General features: G+C 40.1%; 12 protein-coding genes and 1 pseudogene. 7 read left to right on the top strand and 6 right to left on the bottom strand.

Translation table 11 applies throughout. From position 1 onward, the window contains the following. Positions 1-118 precede the first annotated feature (118 nt). Positions 119-2,572 carry a dynamin-like GTPase family protein gene (locus V7K56_RS08490; protein ID WP_334909442.1) on the bottom strand — a complete coding sequence of 818 codons (2,454 nt, stop codon included), beginning with the start codon at positions 2,570-2,572 and terminating at the stop codon, positions 119-121. A 180-nt stretch (positions 2,573-2,752) separates the two neighbouring features. Between V7K56_RS08490 and V7K56_RS08485 the strand changes: the two are divergent. Further along, positions 2,753-3,604 (top strand): annotated as a pseudogene (locus tag V7K56_RS08485) (hypothetical protein); the annotation flags it as partial. Positions 3,605-3,790: 186 nt separating this feature from the next. Here the strand turns inward: V7K56_RS08485 and V7K56_RS08480 are convergent. The 4 genes from V7K56_RS08480 to V7K56_RS08465 all read right to left on the bottom strand — a co-directional run bounded on the left by V7K56_RS08480 (position 3,791) and on the right by V7K56_RS08465 (position 8,290). Then, the gene (locus V7K56_RS08480; RefSeq protein WP_334909441.1) at positions 3,791-4,774 is read right to left on the bottom strand and encodes a polysaccharide deacetylase family protein; all 984 of its coding nucleotides are present in this window, start codon (positions 4,772-4,774) and stop codon (positions 3,791-3,793) included. A gap of 521 nt (positions 4,775-5,295) precedes the next feature. Further along, positions 5,296-6,180: an aspartoacylase gene (locus tag V7K56_RS08475; RefSeq protein ID WP_334909439.1), complete on the bottom strand. Its 885-nt coding sequence runs from the start codon at positions 6,178-6,180 to the stop codon at positions 5,296-5,298. After that, complete coding sequence (locus V7K56_RS08470) at positions 6,177-7,232, bottom strand: glutathione S-transferase family protein (RefSeq protein WP_334909437.1); 1,056 nt, start codon at positions 7,230-7,232, stop codon at positions 6,177-6,179. The genes V7K56_RS08475 and V7K56_RS08470 overlap by 4 nt, the downstream gene beginning before the upstream one ends. A gap of 164 nt (positions 7,233-7,396) precedes the next feature. Next, positions 7,397-8,290, bottom strand: coding sequence for an Eco57I restriction-modification methylase domain-containing protein (locus tag V7K56_RS08465; RefSeq protein ID WP_334909448.1), 894 nt, complete (start codon positions 8,288-8,290; stop codon positions 7,397-7,399). Between the two features lie 114 nt (positions 8,291-8,404). On the opposite strand from V7K56_RS08465, the gene V7K56_RS08460 reads away from it, so the two are divergent. The 6 genes from V7K56_RS08460 to kdpA all read left to right on the top strand — a co-directional run bounded on the left by V7K56_RS08460 (position 8,405) and on the right by kdpA (position 14,732). Further along, positions 8,405-9,379 (top strand): 2-hydroxyacid dehydrogenase, encoded by a 975-nt coding sequence (locus V7K56_RS08460; protein WP_334909435.1) that lies wholly within the window; start codon positions 8,405-8,407, stop codon positions 9,377-9,379. Between the two features lie 7 nt (positions 9,380-9,386). After that, the gene (locus V7K56_RS08455) at positions 9,387-10,247 is read left to right on the top strand and encodes an Rpn family recombination-promoting nuclease/putative transposase (RefSeq protein WP_334909433.1); all 861 of its coding nucleotides are present in this window, start codon (positions 9,387-9,389) and stop codon (positions 10,245-10,247) included. 118 nt (positions 10,248-10,365) lie between these two features. Further along, positions 10,366-10,677: a hypothetical protein gene (locus V7K56_RS08450; protein ID WP_334909450.1), complete on the top strand. Its 312-nt coding sequence runs from the start codon at positions 10,366-10,368 to the stop codon at positions 10,675-10,677. 438 nt (positions 10,678-11,115) lie between these two features. Next, positions 11,116-11,676 carry a hypothetical protein gene (locus V7K56_RS08445; RefSeq protein ID WP_334909431.1) on the top strand — a complete coding sequence of 187 codons (561 nt, stop codon included), beginning with the start codon at positions 11,116-11,118 and terminating at the stop codon, positions 11,674-11,676. 48 nt (positions 11,677-11,724) lie between these two features. Next, the gene (locus V7K56_RS08440) at positions 11,725-12,285 is read left to right on the top strand and encodes a hypothetical protein (RefSeq protein WP_334909429.1); all 561 of its coding nucleotides are present in this window, start codon (positions 11,725-11,727) and stop codon (positions 12,283-12,285) included. A gap of 701 nt (positions 12,286-12,986) precedes the next feature. Then, positions 12,987-14,732 (top strand): potassium-transporting ATPase subunit KdpA, encoded by a 1,746-nt coding sequence (kdpA, locus tag V7K56_RS08435; RefSeq protein ID WP_334909427.1) that lies wholly within the window; start codon positions 12,987-12,989, stop codon positions 14,730-14,732. A gap of 89 nt (positions 14,733-14,821) precedes the next feature. On the opposite strand, the gene V7K56_RS08430 is transcribed toward kdpA, so the two are convergent. Beyond that, positions 14,822-15,103 carry a hypothetical protein gene (locus V7K56_RS08430; protein ID WP_334909426.1) on the bottom strand — a complete coding sequence of 94 codons (282 nt, stop codon included), beginning with the start codon at positions 15,101-15,103 and terminating at the stop codon, positions 14,822-14,824. Positions 15,104-15,125: the final 22 nt, after the last annotated feature.

The raw sequence follows: 15,125 nt of genomic DNA, 5'->3' as shown, positions 1-15,125 counted from the left end.
CAGGATTATGGAACTTCTACTTGATGGCTGCTTAAGAAAATCCCAATTACAAGACCAGCATTGCCTCACTTATCTTTTATTTCCCGACAACTCTACTAAATCTTTGCGACCTTAGCAACTATCCATCTGAGTTGACAAATCCATTACTAGCAAATTTGCCATTAGTATTTAATAAATCATGGGTAGTACATATATCTGTATTACCAATTACAGGCAAAAGATGGTCAGATAATTGCATTGCTTGGAAACAACTATTGATACTATAAGTTGCTGAATTATATCTTGAAATATTTTCTTCAATAACATTCAACAATCGGCGATTATTCGCAATTTTTTCTTCAACTTCTTGTTCTAATGTTTTTTCTAAATAAGCACGCGCCTGTGGGTATTGCTGCAAAATCTCATCTGCTTGCTGGTTTGCCATTGGTATTAATTGAGTTTTCAATGTTTGATTAATAGTTTGACGAAAAGATTTACGAATAGTGTGAGAAACTTTTGGTTCAAAATCTAACTTCAATAATTGCCTAATTGCTGGCTCTGCTTCCACGATACTTTCAGCGTCGTAACCTTGAGAAGTTTGTAATAAAGTCTGGCGAAATTGATATATAGAAAAAGTGCCTTCATCATAAAATCTCGGACTTTCTCGCACAAAGCGATCGCACTCTACACTAGCTGCACTCACTAATGCTTGAGTAACTACTTTTTCTACAGTTCTGATTTCTTGTTCAATTCCACCATCATTATCTAATAAACGATATAATTGGTGATAATATTCTGACTTACGAATCTTTTCAATCAACCGCTGGAAATAATTCGCAACTATTTGCTGAGAAGATTCAACCAAAATATCTTCTAATTGATTTGCTAAGTAATAAAATGCCTCTACTAAAATAGCAATTAAAGGTGCAGTAGCGTTGCGAGGATGGCTGATGGTTGCACGTCGATAAGCATAAGCTACAGAAAAAGTATCTAGCAATTCATCTAGACGGCGAATCATTCGTGATTGCAATTGCTTAAAATCTACTTCAAAAGCATCACAGGAATTATTGATTATATGGTTAACTTCTTCTGTAATATGCTCCCTAAATTCTCTCCCAATTTGCTGTAGTTGCTGATTTAGATGTTGCAACTCTTGCGCCTTCATAGTCTCAATTTCTTGGGGCTGACTATCTAAATTACGTTGGACGCTCTGATAATGTATTTTCAGGTTAATACAAATATCTTCCAAATCATTAGCAAGATTTTTAAATAATTGTGGACGTTTTTCTTCTGTAAGATAGCGAGTAATAGCTGTGCGAAATTCTTCGGTACCACTATCTTGAATTAGCTTTTCTATCAGTTCATTTCCCCAATCTCCCAAAATCCGCACATAATTTTGATTTGGAGTTTCATAGCCGTTAACAGAAACACGGAATTTACTGGAAGACAGCTTTCCTGAGTTGACACAGTAGTTGTTAAAAGCATAGACAAATTGTGGTGTTTCTTCTTTATCATCTAAACCTTTAATACTTTCTGCAAAAACAGAATTTAAACCAAATCTATCTTGTTGACTTGTCTGTTTAATCTGACTGCCATAAAATCCTAATAATCCACTCGTTTTATAAACCTTGCTTGAATTGGCAAATTGCCCACTAATTAAATCGTCTAATCGTTGCCGTAGCTGAGTATTATACCAAGTTTCATCGATTCGGTTGAAGACATAGAAAACGCGATCGCGTACTCCCCCATTCTCCCGCATTAATTCCAAAAGTTCTGTTTCTTCTTTTGTCATCTCACCCGCCGCAGCAGGTTTTAGTACACACACCACCGCCGAAGTATCAGGATGTCGAATTTTGGCATAAGTTAGTTGAGCATCTTTCTCTACTGGCGCATCTATACCCGGCGTGTCAATAATTACATTACCATCTTGTAGCAGAGGATGATTAAAGTAATATTCTATTCGCTTCAAGACTGCACTATTACTACCACGACGGGCATATTCAGCAGCTTCCTTGAGATTAGAAAAGTTAAATTGCTCCATTGAATATGTAGCATTCATCACCGTGTTGATGCGATCGCTATTTGCTATATATCCTTCTAGCAACAACATTAACGCCTTCGCCTGTTTTGCACGTTCTGATTTACTCTCACCACCCTCCTGCTGAATAATCGCTTCAGAACCTTGACGTAGCAAGTTAATTACTTCAGCTTGGTTAATATTAGGTACTGTCTGAAATCCTAGTTGCTGACACAAAGAAACTGCTTGTTCTCGAATTTCTGCTTCACTTAAAAATGTCAAAACAACACGTTCTTGATCTACTTCTGCATACTCGATTTTGCATTCTGTACCTGTAGCGTGTCCCTCTGCACTGTAGAGTAATTCCCTTTCTAATAGTGCATTAATTAGCATTGATTTTCCGGCACTAAACGCACCTGCAAATACAATTTCAAACTTGGGAGAAATCGCCTTACTTAAAGAAGTTCGTACAGGTGTAATATCTTGGGAACGTAGCGTTGGTTCTTGTTGTAAAAGTTGTAATATCAACTCAACCTGCTCTTTCAAATTTTTGCACTGAAGCGGCATATCTGACATATTCAGCATCCTGACAATATTTATGTATATCTTAGTAGTATTTATTGTTATACTGGTTCAGTAAAACTCCTGAGAAGTTCACTGTGCTTTAACTGACGCACTGTACAAATTAATTAATAAGCAATTATTATACAAACCCAAAGCCTATCTGGTTGCAGAAGTAACGGTCAATTTGCAGTTTTTAATAGTGCTGGTAAAGGCACAAAGCCGTCGGCAGCAGCAACCGCCTTTTTGGACACCTTACAATTTATTGGTTCGGGTTTAACTGCCCAAAATCTGCAATTAACTCAAAATGCTAACAACTTAGAAGTTACCTTTGAAAATGTTGCTAATACCAAAGTCACTCTGCAAAACTTCAAATTAGAAACCCTCGATAATCTGCCTGCTTCTGGAGCAACACCTGCGATTGGCAATATAGAGTTTGATGGGCAAATCAACATTGCTGACAGCTTTGATGTCTTCGATGCCAACTCTACTCAAACTAGCCTGTTTAACAAAAATACAGTCACATTTCTCAATGACCTGAATAACAGCATCACAGGTTTTGAAAACTCCAACGATGTGATTAATGCTCAAGGGGGTAATGATATTATCTATGGCTTGAGTGGCAACGATCTATTGCGAGGCGGTGCTGGCAATGATACTCTCGTTGGCGGTGCTGGCGCTGACTGTTTCGTTTAGAACACCGATGCAGCCTTTGGCCTGACTGCTGTTGGTGTAGATGCCATTAGTGACTTTAACAGTTCCCAAGGTGATAAGATTGTCCTAGATAAAACTACTTTTAGTGCGTTCCCGCTTCGGGTTGCCGTAGGCATCGCTTCAACTGCTGGAACAGGTTTTAGTAACAAGAGTGATTTTCAAATCATTTTTAATGGGGAAACCAGCACAGCGAAAATTATTTACGACGCTGTGAGTGGACAGTTATTTTACAACCCAGATGGCAGTGCGGCTGGTTTTGGTAGTGGTGGTCTATTTGCAACTTTGACTGGTGTGCCAACTCTGAGTGCATCAGATTTTGTTGTGCAAGTTTAGATCCTATTTTCAGGTAAATATACCATGTGGTAGGGGCACAGCAATACTAATTGCAACTTAAGCTAAAAGCTAGTTCTAGGCTTTTAGCTTAAGTTGACACCAATGAGCAATGCTGTACCCCTACGACAACTGAATTCTGACTCCTGAGTTCTGAATTCTTTTAATACAATCGCATAGATGATATTTTTACCTCTTTTGAGGCACTAATACAGGCAGTTTACGGCCATTAACTGCAAATTTAGCGTGTTGTCCAACAGTCAAAACATTAAACTGATTAGATATAATTTCTAAACTTTTGTTCACTATTGCCAACTTTTTGTAGGTAGGAACACTCATACCTGGGAAGAATGAGAGTTCTGATACATCTTCTAGACTTACAAAGTCTGTAGGATGAAGTAGCAAAGAAGGCTGGACGCGTGTAACTTTACACAGCCACAGGGCAATTCGCAGGTACAGTAACGCCACTTCCGAAGAAAATGTACTTAGAAACATTATGTAACTGAAGTGAATTGGCACTTTAAAAATTGGCATGGTAGTAACGGGAATCTCAGTCAACTTATCCTTATCTAGTTTCCACTGGTAAGGTTTTAGAGGCTGCAAACCCTCTTTAAAACTGCCAAACAGCGCTTCTCGTTTTTTACGTTCTTCCTTGCTCAATTTACAAGTTATTAAATAATATGCTCGTGCTATAGGCCCCAAAAATGTGGGAAAAGTCGAAGCATCATATTCGTATCCACGTCGTGCTAAGACTTTCAATACTGCTGGAGAAAAACTGTATCCTGGCCCCCGAAAGCCAATAGGATGTTGATGAGTGATGCGCTTGATATGTTCTTCGGCAAGTGCCACCTCTTCTTCAATCTCATTTTCTGAATACAGATGTAGCCAAGGATCGTGATAAAATGAATGATTGCCAATTTCGTGACCTGCGCTAGCGATCGCTTGTATTGCCTTAGTATTCTTTTCTAGCGCTGCATCCTGACCGACAATGAATACTGTGATTCTCAAATCCCATTGCTTGAGAATATCTAAGAAACGAGGTACTGCGATATCCAGGTAAGAAGGATAAGTCTCCCAACCCGGAGCGCCCTGATTTTTTAAATAAGACCAAATATTATCTAAATCTAAAGAAAGACTGGCTATTGGTTTGTTTCTTTTTTGCTTTGTTTTCATTATGAGTTAAATTATTTGGACAATTTTAAGCGTCAATTATAGTCTAAGGTTTGGACTTTATTGGTCAAGTTCCATAGTTCGACCAGGACTGATACCATTTCACTTTCAGGTTGATACAAATAGGCAGCAGGGAGCAGGGGGAAAGAGTTAGAGACAAATCATTTATATCAAGTATTTCGTGAAATGGTACGACTTTAAGGGAAACCTCAAGCTAGAGTATTTGCGGCTCCTGATTCTCAAAATAAAAAACTCCACGCCACTTGCGGGATGGAGTTTTTGGGCATGAAGAATGGGGCCTGGGGAAGAAGTTACCAATGCCCAATGCCCTGTTTGGCCCAAGCGACGGGGGAACAACCTCATCCACGCCACTTGCGGGATGGAGTTTCTCATCGCTTTCAATAAACTTACATAAGTAGGTTTTAGCGTTCACGCTAGATCTAGAAGTTATTAATGATTTGGATGCTCAATTTCTATTATCACTTCCAATTAAAAGCAATTATACAAAAATTTTTATCCATATCTTAGATGCTGATTTGCTGCCTTTGGGTCAAACACATTGCAATTCCCTTTTCGTAGTAAGCTGCCTCATTAATAAAAATTGGCCAAACAGTAGATGCACCTTCATAAACAATTGTTTTATTGTCAAAAGTTATAAAAAGTGGATCTCCTGGATTCAACGCTTGATAATCCTTATCCTGAAGCTCTGGATGAATCATTCCAAAGATTGTACCATCCGGTTTTTTTGGATAGTCTACAACTGATAAATGGTCATAGAGAATCAACGTTTGATTATTTGATGGAATTTTACCCTGGTTCAACTGTTCTAGGTAGTCTAGAAGGGCATGAACAAGTTCCTCTGTTTGTTGGAATAGCCTTGCTTTTAAGATACCTTGGGCAATTGGGCCAACCTCGATGGCAAAGCCTAATTCGCACAAAGAATTTACAAATGGGTTTTCTGCAATTGATTTAAAAGAGCAGCGATAAACTCTAACCAGAGGATTAATCTGGCTCAGATAAGCAGTCAATTTCAAGTTTAAAGGATGACTGTTTACCAAAATAATTGTCAGACCCATGTTAGCTGTACTACTGTGCAAGTCTAAGATGAAATCTGCTTGTTTATCTCCGTTTGATGCTAGGATATCCTGGATTAATTTAGCTTGCAATTCTTCATAACTTTTCAGCGTCGGATCTTGTAAATCTTGCTTGAGAAAACAGCGATTTAAATCTTTCTCTACATATCGTCTTCCGGCGGCAAAAGCATTGGGATTTGCTAACAGAGTGACTGTCTCAAAACTTGATTTAGTAATTAAATCGGGAAACTGGGCAAATTTCTGGATTAGGTAGGCTCCTGTAAACTCATTGCCATGAGTTCCACCGACAATTGCAACCCGATTAATCTGATTCATGAAGCATTCACCTTACCGATGCGATCGCGATCGTGTGGTTGATTAAGATAGGACATATCAGGACCATTAGGGATAATTCCGCCAGGGTTGAGTGGAAATAGGTTTCCGTAGTAGTCGCGCTTCACGCTTTCTACGTCGCAAGTGTCAGCTACACCCGGAAGCTGATACAAATCGCGTAAATAAGCTCCGAGATTCTCATAGTCTCGAATTCGCTGCCGATTGCATTTAAACAGCCCATAATAGGCACTATCAAATCGAAATAATGTTGTGAATAAACGCACATCTGCAAGTGTCAGATGTTCACCGCAGAGATAGCGATTAGTCTGCAATGCAAGTTCAATCTCATCGAGAGTTGCGAACAGTTCATTACAGGCTTGATTGTATGCTTCCTGACTTTGGGCAAAGCCACAGCGATACACACCGTTATTTACGGCGTGATAAATCTTTTCATTCCACCAGTCAATTTTTTCCTTAAGTTCTTCTGGGTAAAGATTTAGCGTCGAATTGTTGGCGAACTCGTTAAACTCAGAGTTCAGCATGACGATAATCTCTGAACTCTCATTATTGACGATAGTTTTTGTTTGGTTATCCCATAGTACTGGTACTGTAGAGCGTCCACTGTAACCAGGTTCTGCCTTCTGATAAAATTCAGCCAATGTGTGACAACCTTCTTCTTCTTGGTTAAATATCCAACCGCCTTCAATGGGAGAAGGAGAGACGACACATACTGATATTACTGCTTCAAGTTTTTTGAGCGATCGCACAACCAAGGTTCGATGTGCCCAAGGACAGCCCAGCCCAACATAAAGTTTGTAGCGCCCATCTGCTGGTGGGTGTGGATTCCCTTCGTCTGTGCCGATGAACTTGCGAAACTGGCTATTAGGACGAATATATGCTCCCGACTGATTGCGAGGAGCAAGGTTTGACATCATTATTTGCCACATACTCGTCCAGACAAACTTTCCCAGCCAGATAATCAGCTTGGGAGGAAGCGACTTGCCTTTCTTCTTGGGGAGATTTTTATCGTCATCCATTGGAGTTGAGTTAGTCATGGCGACAATTTTGCTTTGGGAGCGATCGACGTTACTGCTGTATATGCTGTTAAGTTTATAGTCGTTAGGTTTTCATTACCTACACGCACCTTGAGATTTCTTACTTTAACTTTACTACGCTTTGCCTGAACTGTTGGATCTATATTGTGGATACCGATATCGCCTTAACGCTTCTTTTTGCACAGATTATCAATAATTAAAAATAGTTTATTCCGTTTCAGAATCTCTATCCATTTTGTAAGCGCATGAATAATAATCGTTTCCTGCAAAACTTCATCATCAATAAAAGCTTGCTGTCGGGATTCAAAAAGATGTATCTGGTCTAAAGCCATTATTTCCAAAAACATTCTGCGGAAGTCTCTAAAATATGGCCCATTACAGAAACTACGCGGCGAGATAGCTACAAGCTCTCCTCTTGATTCAATAAGTTGAACTGTACTAGCAATAAAACCTGTATATAAATTGCTAGTTTCTAACCCTATAGAACGTAACAAATCACGAATTTTGGAATGAGCGTTAATTTTTAAATATGGGGGATTGAGAATAGCGTGGGTAAACCTGCAATTATCAGGATTATCGAACAAACTAGGCTGAAGAAGTCTGACTGTATCCTCAATAAAATCCGTATGTCGGATCTCATAGTTAAAAGAGATACCAGCTATTTGACATTCTTTAGCACACAATTTAAATGTCTGATGCAAATACCCAATCAGAAAAGGGTCGATTTCATAGGCAACAATATTTAAATTGGCTGGGCGTTTTTGGCTGTGACAAAGATGAGCCACAAAAGCTGCAAGTAATGAGCCTACTCCGGCTCCAGCATCAAGTAGAGATATTTGAGGAAGATCAAGCTTGCTAAACATTCCAGCCATTAATTCTGCTACGGGAGCAGGAGTCAAAAATTGGCCCAGTTTTCCTTTTTGCTTTTGATCCTGTTTCAAGCTTGCAGCAATCCTCAGAATATCTACTTTATCAAGTAAGTTTCTGACAGAACATTCTGACAAGCTTTTGAATTCCAACGGTTTATGATGATTGTCTCTACTGCTTGATTGGAACATCACGCCTCATTTTCACAGAACAAAAACCAACTTTATCAGGTTTGGAATTTCCGCCATGATATTTTAAGGGGAAACTGATGCAAGAAGCGTCCTTTGTCTAGAAACTATTTTAATATGCTTCATAAAGTCTTCGTCACTCGTCGCTTACCTATCGAATTAGAGCAACTGCGATCGCTCGCCACTGTGGAAGTTTGGCCAGAACGCCAACCCCCTCCCTACGAAATTTTACTAGAAAAAGTTAAGGAAATAGATGGTTTGCTATGTCTGCTGACTGACCAAATCGATCGCCAACTCATTGAGTCAGGGAAACTCAAAGTCATCAGTCAAATGGCGGTGGGTTACGATAACATTGACATTGCCGCAGCCACGGCACTACAAATTCCCGTCGGTCATACTCCTGGGGTGTTAACTGATGCTACCGCAGATTTTGCCTGGGCATTACTAATGGCAGCTGCACGGCGAGTAGTAGAGGCAGATCGGTTTACTCGTGCAGGTTTGTGGCAGACTTGGGAACCAGATTTGTTGTTAGGGCCGAATGTTACAGGTGCTACCTTGGGAATTGTTGGTTTTGGGCGCATTGGTCAAGCGATCGCTCGTCGTGCCAAAGGTTTTGAAATGCAGATTTTGTATATGAGTAGGCAACGATGCAGTCCAGAATTAGAACAATCTTTAGGAGTGGAGTTTGCTACGTTGGAACACTTACTGCAAGAATCCGACTTTGTGACACTGCATACACCATCGGCTGATGATACTTATCATCTGATTAGCGATCGCCAATTTGAGTTGATGAAGCGATCGGCTATTTTGATTAACACAGCGCGGGGAACTATTGTAGATCCAGATTCTCTGTATCGCGCCCTTGCAAGTGGTCAAATTGCTGCTGCGGCTGTAGATGTCACTGAACCAGAACCGATTCCCAGTGATAGCCTGTTGTTGACCTTAGAAAATCTAATTATTGCACCTCATATTGGCAGTGCCAGCCATCAAACGCGCTCAAAAATGGCTTCAATGGCGATCGCTAACTTAATTGCGGGACTGAGAGGCGATCGTTTGGCTTACTGTGTCAACCCTGAAATTTATAATTCATAATTCATCAATGTCCTTTGATAACCTGTGCAAACTACTTTCAGAAAAACATCCTGTTACCTTTGCCAGTTGGGTTTTGGGTACACCACAAACAAGTGTCAAAGTCCTCAAAACTGAATTGAGCATTGAACCGATTCGCGCTGATTATGTCACATTTTTACAGCTACAAGGACGTATTTTACACCTGGAATTTCAAACTAAACTAGAATCCACACCACCCCTACCCCTGCGGATGCTAGATTACTGGGTAAGGTTATATCGGTTGTATCGTCTCCCAGTAACGCAAGTTGTTGTATTATTACTTCCTCCTGCACCGGAAACGGTAATTGAAACTGTCTTCAATGTCGAAACGACCCGTCACGAATATCGTGTGATTCCTTTATGGGAGGAAAATCCAGAACTATTTCTCAATGATCCAGCTTTGTTACCCTTAGCACCACTGGCAGCAACCACGCAACCCCAAATCTTGTTACAACAAGTTGTGGAACGAGTTAATCAACTTGAGCCAAGACAACGACCGGAAATTTCGGCTTACACTCAAATCTTAGCGGGGTTAAAATACAGAAAAGACTTGATTCGACAATTATTTCGGGAGGGTATGATGCGCGAGTCAGTAATTTATCAAGAAATTTTAAGAGAAGGAGAACAACGAGGAGAACAACGAGGAGAACAACGAGGAGAACAACGAGGAGAACAACGAGAACGATCGCTCATTCTCCGTCAACTCACTCGTCGGGTGGGAGAATTACCCCAAGAGGTGCGATCGCACATTGAAACCCTCTCTCTAGAACAATTAGAAAATCTCGGTGAAGCCTTGTTAGATTTTCAGGGGATTGCAGATTTAGAAGCATGGTTCAGTACATTAGAGTAGCACTAGGTAATCTTAATTTTCTAATTTTGCATCGAGTTGAGTTCAGATGCTTAAAAGACTATATTTTAGTGTTGAATTTTAAGTTAGATAATCGAAAGCATATTTCAAGCCAACATTGATGAATAATACTCTAGCTTCTACTTTAGGAGAACTACAAACAAAAATATATTGGCTACATGATGCTGAAAAATTTGCTAAATTGGCAGAAACAGCAACTAAAATATATATGAAACTTGGATATGACCAACAGGAAGCAGAAATTGTTGGTTATTTAATTAGTGAAGTTCCTGTTGCTCATTTTGAAATTATCAAGCAATTAGGAGAAAACGGCGGCTTTTTCTGTGGCAGTGAAATTGGCCCTGTTGGTGGCAGAACCTTCTTACATGCCTACACTTCAGCATTTGGAATCTATCGCCAAAATCAGTTATGAATTATGAATTAGGCTCCTGAACGGCAGTTGCTTTCATAGCGGGTTCTCCAAAGGAGTACAAGTTGGGCTTATTGACTATCTGGAGTTTGCCCTGGTACATATACACCTTTGTTCCCTTCTTCATCAAAATTTATCAAATATGTTGTTTGTATGTTATTCATATATGTATATGATTTAAAAGTCAGTACTGAAACTTAATTGCGATCGCCATTAAATATGACAGTTTTAGCGCCGAGCTAATCGGTAGTTTTACCAAGCTTGATTGGCGATCGCAACTTAAATAGGAATTGTGTTCTTTTGAATAGAAAAGAGCTAGTTTTTGCATGGGGATTGACTAGAATTTTTCAGAATAAGCACATCCTATTTATTGTTTGATTTGAATCCTATTCTTGAATATTGTTCCAACTTTCTCTACTAACTCTTACAGGAGGTTTTGTGATGAAAAAAAGCAGAGCTATTGCCAGTTTTATGATTAGCAGTCTGTTGGCACTGACCATTCCGGTCTTCATAAATCCGCACAAGGCAGATGCTAACGATTATTTAGAAAATCTATGTCGCCGAACGGTCGTTGGCACATACCTTGCGACACTTACCCAAACAAATTCAACTTCTAGTCAACCCTCGTCATACCGCGAAATTACAACTTTTATCGCAGATGGTAATCTTATTGCCAATGACTCTAACGCTAATGGTGTTCCGGGTTCATCCAACCCAGATGACCAACCCTTTGGTCCTTCACAAGGTAGCTGGAAGTGTACTGGAAATAACGAGATTGTTGGCAAGACACTTAATTTCAGTTTCCCATCAGGGTCGTTACCAGGCAATATTGCGGTTACTGAATATCACTTGAAGTTCAATCCACAAACTCGAACAGTGAATGGAACCTACAAGTATAGTTACTATGATTTAAATAAAAGTCCACTGGATCAAAAGACTAAACCGCTTCCCTATGGAGTTTTTGAATACAGCTTCCAAGGGGTGAAACTTAAGGCTGACTAATTCTTTTTTAGTTTGTTGAAATAAGTTACTCTTACAGGAGGTTTTGTGATGAAAAAAAGCAGAGCTATTGCCAGTTTTATGATTAGCAATCTGTTGGCATTGACCATTCCGGTCTTCATAAATCCGCACAAGGCAGATGCTAACGATTATTCGGAAAACCTATGTCGCCGAACGGTCGTTGGCACATACCTTGCGACACTTACCCAAGCAAATTCAACTTCTAGTCAACCCTCGTCATACCGCGAAATTATAACTTTTACCGCAGATGGTAATCTTATTGCCAATGACTCTAACGCTAATGGTGTTCCGGGTTCATCCAACCCAGATGACCAACCCTTTGGTCCTTCACAAGGTAGCTGGAAGTGTACTGGAAATAACGAGATTGTTGCCAAGGCACTTGATTTCAATTTCCCATCAGGGTCATTACTAGGCAATATTGCGGTTGCTGAATATCACTTGAGGTTCAATCCACAAACTTTCACAGTGAATGGAACCTACAAGTATAGTTACTATGATTTAAATAAAAATCCACTGGATCAAAAGACTAAACCGCTTCCCTATGGAGTTTTTGAATACAGCTTCCAAGGGGTGAAACTTAAGGCTGACTAATCCTTTTTTAGTTTGTTTAAATTTGGCGTTTTCTATTTACCACATAGAATAAGCTAATCGGCATTGAAGTTGCATAACCAGGGCGGGCTTTTCGGCTCACCCCACAAGATATTAAGAAAATTTTAATATGCAAATTAGATGTATTTTAGCTTATGAGGATTTTGCAATAAGCACTTTCAACAAGATAGAGCTTCAACGGGAGGTAAATCTTTTTGAAAATTAATTAGATGCAGGCTATTAATAATTAAAAAGGTTGGAGGAGGTGAACGTTGGTCACTTCCTCCACTTTAGTAGGAACATTTTAAGTATTTTAACTGATTGACAAAAGGCGCTTTGATTTTAAACTTTTACAGATAATATTACAACTGCCTTCGCCGGCTTGGCTTGTGAGATGTTTCCATTTGAGCGCAAAATAGCTATTTGTTTAGCATTTAGCTGTCCTTCTATATTGGCAGATATATCTCGATATAAACGCTCGGAAAACTTATATATATAGACAAATATATTCCTTGTATAGGTTAGTTTAAATATTAATTTATACCTTGTGTTATTTAATAAAAAGCTCCATGATTATTGAAGAAGCACATAGTTAGAGGTTAGCTAATAATAATGCCTATATACTTGATTATTTTTTCTGATTTATTGCAGAGAATATCTGATATTTATCTGAAGTTTATTCATATTGGAGTTCGATTAATCCAATGCTAGAAGGATGGATTCAAGTTGTATTAACGCTACTAATTGTAGTAGCGCTTACTCCCTTCTTTGGGCGCTATATGGCTCGTGTATATCTAGAGCAAAGTACTTTTATTGACCCAATTTTAAATCCGGTTGAGCGAGTGCTTTATGCTTTAGTTGGTGTTAAAAGCAAAGAAAATATGACGGGCTGGCAGTATGGGCGGGCAATCCTATACAGTAACGTAGTAATGGGGTTACTGATTTTCTTTATTATCATGAATCAGGGATGGTTGCCCCTCAACCCTACGAGGATAAATGCTCCAACTTGGGATACAGCACTGCATACTACTATTTCTTTTATTACTAATACTAACCAACAACATTATTCTGGTGAAACCTACATGAGCTATGGCAGCCAAATGTGGGGACTTGGTTATCACATGTTCACTTCTGCTGCGACTGGTTTGGCGGTAGGAATTGCTTTTATTCGAGGATTGACGGGTAGATCCTTAGGCAACTTTTATGTAGACCTAATTCGCTCAATTACCCGAATTTTGCTGCCTATTTGTATTGTGGGCGGCATTGTCTTGATGGCAGCTGGCGTTCCCGAAACTCTGGGAGGTGCAGTTGTATTTCCTACCTTGGAAGACCCGAATATTAGTCAGGCGATCGCTCGTGGTCCTGTTGCCCATTTTGAAATTATCAAGCAATTAGGAGAAAACGGCGGCGGCTTTTTCGCCATTAACTCAGCACACCCCTTTGAAAATCCCAACGGATTTTCTAACTTGATTCAGATTGTCGCCATGCTTTCGATTCCGACTTCCCTAATTTACACTTATGGGTTGTTTGCGAATAACACTAAGCAAGCTTGGTTAGTCTACGGTATGGTCGGCGTTATCTATGTAATATTTATTATCGTCACTGCCATTGGTGAATACAACGGCAATCCGGCTGTGAATGCACTGCTGGGTAGTCAGCAACCGAATTTAGAGGGTAAAGAAGTTCGGTTTGGTTGGGCACAATCTGCACTATTTGCAACCAGTACAACTGGTACTATGTGCGGCGCAGTCAACAGTTTACACGACTCCTTCATGCCCAACGGCGGTTTTATCACCCTTTCTAATATGTTCTTGCAAATTATTTGGGGTGGACAAGGTACAGGAACCGCTTATTTGTTTGCTTACCTGATTCTGGCTGTGTTTGCTACAGGGTTGATGGTGGGACGTACACCAGAATTTTTGGGACGCAAGATTGAGAAGCGCGAAGTTGTACTTGCTAGTTTTTTGATTTTGCTAGTTCACCCGATCGCAATTATGATTCCCGCAGGTATCGCCCTAGCATTTCCCGATCAACTAGCAGGAATTAGTAATCCCGGCTTTCACGGCTTTGCTCAAGTCATCTATGAATACGCTTCAGCTGCTGCTAACAACGGTTCTGGCTTTGAAGGCTTGGGAGATTCACAACCTTCACCTTTGGCGATTGCGACAGGCACAAAAACCACTGCAACTGCCCTGTGGTGGAATCTAAGTACCTGCTTCAGCTTAATTGCTGGACGCTATATTCCCATCATAGGTTTGCTGTTTTTGGCAGATAGTATGTCTCGTAAGCAAGCTGTTCCATACACAACTGGGACATTACGAACCGATACTGGATTATTTACAGGCGTTACCGCAGGCGTAATTTTAATCTTGGGCGCACTTACATTCTTCCCAGTTTTAGCATTAGGCCCCATCGGTGAAGCCTTTTTTCTTGTCAAAGGTATCGGCTAGTACCGCAAGGCGGAAGTCAAAAGTCAAAATGAATACAATGTAAGCGTTTCGTTGATTTTGAATGAGTTGTTTATTTCTGCCGCCCTGTACTAAGGATTGGGGAGTGGGGGAGCAAGGGAGAGGTTGCACTCATTCACGAGTATCAAAGACTCATTCACCAGTATTAAAGACTCGTCAACGAGTATTAAAGACTCATTCACTAGTATCAAAGACTCGTCGGCGAGTATTAAAGACTCATTCACCAGTATCAAAGACTCGTCGGCGAGTATTAAAGACTCGTCAGCGAGTATTAAAGACTCATCCTCTATTCTCCATGCCCAATGCCCAATGCCCAATGCCCCATGCCCAATACCCAATACCCAATGCCCCATGCCCAATACCCAATACCCAATG

Origin of the sequence: Nostoc sp., from assembly GCF_036917535.1 — a bacterium.
Lineage (GTDB): Bacteria > Cyanobacteriota > Cyanobacteriia > Cyanobacteriales > Nostocaceae > Nostoc.
This window is presented reverse-complemented; position numbering and strand designations above follow the sequence as displayed.